A 3,250-nucleotide genomic window follows, 5' to 3' on the forward strand; every position below is an offset into this window, starting at 1 on the left:
CCGCTGATCGTGCCCGGCACGCGAGGGCCGAGCGCGTCATCGGTCTGGGGGTCCGTGTACTCGCGAGTCTCGTTATCCGGGATCTCGGCGACGAGGTACCACGGTCCGGTCTCCGCGGCGTTGGCGTGCGACCGGTAGATCCGTCGCCTGGTGATCGACGGATCGCCGACGGGGACATCCGTCAGGCGCCCGTGCTCGTTTCGCAGTTCCACCGGGCGGGTCGGTGGGCTCCCGCTCGATTCCCGGCCCGCGGCGTCCAGGAACGTGATCCTCCAGGAATACGTTCCGGTGAGCCCCTGGCCCGACATCGGCGGGCTCATGCCTCCTCCCGTCGCGGCCGTCGCCGGAGCGAGAGGGGACCACTGCCGCACTCCGCTGAGGCGCCCCAACCGTATCGTGCCGTTGCTCCCGACGTCGGACGTGACCGTGGTTCCCTGGTCCAAGTCGACCGCATCGCGGCCGCACACGCCGTAGAGGGGCGTGCCGCCTGATCGCAGGTCGTAGCGCCGGACCACGGTCTCGATCTGCCGCCGCGCCCGCCCGGGCGCGGCGGGGATGAATCCAGCGGCTGTGAGGTACCGCTGGTTTCGCTCGCCGCCTCCGATCGCGGCGGGATCGTCCGCGCAGTTCGGGGGCAACGCCCCGCGCGGATAGACGCATGTGACCGTGATCTGGAATGTGCCGAGCGTCTCGCCATCCAGGCCCGGGACCGGGATCTCGCGGGACTCGCCCCGATAGGAGATATCGGTCGGCGCAGCCGCCGAGGCTCGGGAAACCAGCTGCGCCACGCCATAGTTGAGGCCCGCCTCGGCCACGTTCACAGCATCCATCGCAAGCCGGTTGGCCACGGCGCCGTGGAGGTCGCTCAAGGTGATCGAGACGACGCCGACACCGATCAGCTCGATGATGAGGAACGTGATCAGGACGAGCGTGAGAGCGAAACCGTCGGGCCGCGCCACGCGATGCATCGTGTCTCTCATGGCCCCCGCAGGGTCGCAAGGGTCTGGTACGTTTGAGATTCCCGGCGCCTGGAGACGGACGTGGTCTCCACCGTCACGGTGATGCGAACCGATCGGATCAGATCGGGGCCGGCGGCCGGATTCCCATCTCGGTCGAGGTAGGCGAGCTCGAACGCATTGACGACCGGGGGGGTGAGCGCAACCCGATGCGGATCGGGCGCCCCCCGGCTCGCTTCTGCCAGGCACGCTCCGGCTGTCTCCTGGATCAGCGTTTCCTGCCACAGGGTCCGCCCCTCGAGGTAGTACACGATGGTGTGTCTCGGCGGGGCGAGGCTTTCGTCGAGCACCGCCCGGAAGGCCAGCCGCTCCGGAAACCCCCCGCCGTTGCCGGCGAGCAGGATCGCGTCGGGACAGGGAGCGTGCGGCGCGTAATCGGCCTCCCGCACCCGGTCGGCGATCCAGTTGAGCACGCGCCGCCCCTGCTCCTGATCCAACACTCGGGCGTGCACGATTAGGTAGCCTTTGATCCCGGCGCCAAGCAGGATATAGAGGCTGCTCGTCAAGATCCCGCCGATCGCCAGGACCGTCACGACCTCGATGAGCGTCATCCCCGCCTGGGGGCGGCCGCGGGTCACGGACATAGGCCCGCCGTTCGGACATCCCCGACATAGGTGCTGATCGCTTCGTAAGGTGCATCGATCGGGGCTGCGCCGGTCCAGTCTTTCCGATAGAGGCTCACCGTGGCCCGGAGCAGGGCCGGACCTACTGAGTCGAGCCGTACGTACGCCGCGGCAAAGCCTGGGGGCAGGGGGAGCTCTCCGGCCTCCAGAGTCGAGGGCATCACCTTCCGCGCCGACGGGGAGAGACGCACGTAGCACCGGAGCCTGAGAAAGTCGATCTCGCCCTGCACCCATGCCGTCGCCAGCCCCCGGTCTTGGGAGTGCCTGGCCTGAGTGAGACCCCCGATCACCGCACCCATCAGAAATGGGGTTGCGATACCGATAATGAGCATCGCGGTGAGGACCTCGATCTGGGTGAACCCCGCAGTAGGTCGAAAGAGACGGCGGAAGGGGGGCTGTTCAGCGCGTCGCATCGACGACCACCCCCGTCTCCGCCTCGACCGACAGCGCGAAGGGTTCTCCTGTGCGTGTGCTCTGCACCGCGAGCGCCGCGCCGGCCTCGGTCCGTCCGCTGGGCGTGAATACCACAGGGCCGAGCGGCCACGTGCCCCAGGCGACGTCCGGCGGAAAGCAGACCCGCTTGATCACGGTGGCGGCGTCCCCGAGCCAATAGGATGCCGCCTTGCCCGGACAGGCCGCATCCTCCGAAGAGAAGGTCACCGTCACGTCAACGCGCCTGGTGATGGCTTCTTGTTGAGCGACCCCGAGATCCGACGCCAGGAGATGGGCTACCGCCCGCGCGCGTTGAGTGCTGGCGTATCGAGCGTACGATGGGAAGGCGATCGCAAGGGCAATCCCGAGCAGGGAGATCACGATCAGCGTCTCCAGCAGGGTAAAGCCCGTTCGGTGACCGATCCGCACCCGCCAGTCGTTCATCGCACCTCTGGCAAAACCACGAGGGTAGGAACGTCGGCCGACATGGAGGCTGCGATGATTGGGGCGAAAACAATTTGACCGAAGCGATCGGTGGTAGGGTACCGGGAGACGACAACCGAACACCATCATTCGACCGAACGCGTGAGATCCCTCTGTTCGGAGTCAACTCGTCGCGCTACACTTGAACGCCGCGCGACGAGCGGGACGGGATGGCGGGGGAGGTGGATCCAGCATGGGGCCCTTACTGACCGGGCGCGTGGCGCTCGTGACGGGAGCCGGGTCGGGGATCGGGCGGGCGATCGCGGTCCGGTTTGCGGAAGAAGGCGCGGATGTGGCCGCAGTTGACGTCAACGAGACGACCGCCGCCGAGACCGTAGCTGCGGTCCAGAGACTCGGTCGGCGGGGGATCGCGCTGCGGGCGGATGTCAGCCGGTCGGACGACGTCGAGGCGGCCGTCACACGCGCGGGGGCGAGCCTGGGCCCGATCACCGTTCTGATCAACAACGCCGGTTTGACGCGAGACAAGACCATTCGGAACCTCACCGAGGCCGACTGGGACCTGGTCCTGGATGTGCACCTCAAAGGGACGTTCCTCTGCACCAAAGCGGTCGCCGCCCGCATGCGCGAAGCCGGGCACGGGGGGGCGATTGTCAATCTTTCGTCGATCTCCGGGAAGATCGGCAACTTCGGGCAGGCGAACTACGCCTCGGCCAAAGCAGGGATCGTCGCGCTGAC

5 protein-coding genes are annotated in these 3,250 nt (G+C 67.6%); 1 reads left to right on the forward strand and 4 read right to left on the reverse strand.

Translation table 11 applies throughout. The annotated features are described in order from the left end of the window. From VFP86_15935 to VFP86_15950, 4 genes are all read right to left on the reverse strand, one after another. A partial coding sequence (locus VFP86_15935) for a pilus assembly PilX N-terminal domain-containing protein (protein ID HET9001128.1) occupies positions 1-968 on the reverse strand: 968 nt, incomplete at its 3' end. Positions 969-976: 8 nt separating this feature from the next. Further along, positions 977-1,600, reverse strand: a complete 624-nt coding sequence (locus VFP86_15940) for a prepilin-type N-terminal cleavage/methylation domain-containing protein (protein ID HET9001129.1) — start codon at positions 1,598-1,600, stop codon at positions 977-979. Beyond that, the gene (locus tag VFP86_15945; protein HET9001130.1) at positions 1,591-2,052 is read right to left on the reverse strand and encodes a hypothetical protein; all 462 of its coding nucleotides are present in this window, start codon (positions 2,050-2,052) and stop codon (positions 1,591-1,593) included. Before VFP86_15945 ends, VFP86_15940 begins: the two co-directional genes overlap by 10 nt. After that, complete coding sequence (locus VFP86_15950; protein ID HET9001131.1) at positions 2,039-2,515, reverse strand: GspH/FimT family pseudopilin; 477 nt, start codon at positions 2,513-2,515, stop codon at positions 2,039-2,041. The genes VFP86_15945 and VFP86_15950 overlap by 14 nt, the downstream gene beginning before the upstream one ends. A gap of 232 nt (positions 2,516-2,747) precedes the next feature. Between VFP86_15950 and VFP86_15955 the strand changes: the two genes are divergently transcribed. Continuing rightward, positions 2,748-3,250 (forward strand): SDR family NAD(P)-dependent oxidoreductase (locus tag VFP86_15955; GenBank protein ID HET9001132.1); only part of this gene is annotated, 503 nt, incomplete at its 3' end.

It is taken from the genome of bacterium (assembly GCA_035703895.1).
GTDB lineage: Bacteria > Sysuimicrobiota > Sysuimicrobiia > Sysuimicrobiales > Segetimicrobiaceae > Segetimicrobium.